The sequence below is a fragment of the Bartonella sp. LB28NMGDW genome, from assembly GCF_042194435.1.
Lineage (GTDB): Bacteria > Pseudomonadota > Alphaproteobacteria > Rhizobiales > Rhizobiaceae > Bartonella > Bartonella grahamii.
Window position 1 is genome coordinate 1 of sequence record NZ_JBHIMX010000084.1, and the last position, 1,262, is coordinate 1,262.

The following is a 1,262-nucleotide window of genomic DNA, read 5'->3' on the forward strand; positions in this document are numbered from 1 at the left end:
TATGATAATGCCCATGTTTTTTGTAATGCTTGGATTAAGGATTATTCAAGTATCTATGGTCATGCCAAGGTTTCTGGATCGGCTCGTGTTGGTTGCTTTGTAAGGATTTATGATCATGCCAAGGTCTATGGCAAATCAAATATTGATCATCATGTGCAAATTTATGGCAATGCTGTTGTGAATAGCCGTGCAAAAATTCGTAATGATATCTGTGATGATAATCTGTCACTAAAAGACGCTGCTTAAATAACGCGGGGGGCTGCTTTATAGCAAAAAAGCCGCGTCCTTTAAGACACGGCTTTTATTATCAAAACAGCTAGCGATCTAAATAAACGATTAAAAGAAATAACCGAAATATAAAAGAACATCTCTTTATTGCACAAAACGTATCAAAATGCAAGCTGTTAAGTAAAATAAAAATGGGATTCACACTGTAGATTCAGTGATTTATAATTATCATTTATCAAATCAATTTAAATCATAATGAATAAAATGAGCGCTGTTAAATTACCTTCTTTTCAAACAGAAGAACAATCTTCTTTTCGTCAATTTCCCCATAATATTGAAGCAGAACAAGCTTTGCTTGGTGCTATCATTATCAATAATAATGCTCTTGATAGCGTTTCTGATTTTTTAAAAGCAGAGCACTTTTTTGAACCGTTGCATCAAAAGCTTTTTGATATCATTTCAAAAATTATTCAAAATGGAAAAGTTGCAGATCCCATTACTATTAAGCCCTTTGTTGAAAATGATGCGAAAATTGGTGACATCACTGTATATAATTACGTGGTGCGTTTAGCTACAGAGGCAGTCACAATCATTAATACTAAAGATTATGGAAGCGTCATTTATGATCTGTTTATCCGACGCTCTTTAATTAACCTTGGCACTCAAGTTGTGAATAGAGCTTATGATGCTTCTGTAGAACTTACAACATCACAACAAATTGAAACTGTTGAAAATCAGTTGTTTGAATTGGCAGAAAAAGGGAAATATGGAGGTGGATTTGAAAATTTTAATACAGCCATTACAAAAGCACTTAACATGGCAAGTGCAGCGAAAAAGCGTTCCTCAAGGCTCTCAGGGATAGCTACCCATATCAAAACACTTGATGAGAAAATGGGAGGGTTACAAGCATCTGATTTGATTATCCTTGCGGGGCGCCCTGCTATGGGTAAAACCTCACTGGCGACCAATATTGCTTTTAATATTGCCAATGCTTGTAAGCGTGATAACAGCCAAGAAAATGAAGGGGGCGTTGT

General features: G+C 35.6%; 1 protein-coding gene and 1 pseudogene. Both read left to right on the forward strand.

Annotated features, from left to right (window positions below; all coding sequences use genetic code 11):
- Nucleotides 1–246, forward strand: a pseudogene (locus ACFIKG_RS09250) (hypothetical protein); the annotation flags it as partial.
- Between the two features lie 237 nt (nt 247–483).
- The coding region (locus tag ACFIKG_RS09255; RefSeq protein WP_375652194.1) for a DnaB-like helicase N-terminal domain-containing protein at nt 484–1,262 on the forward strand (779 nt) is incomplete at its 3' end.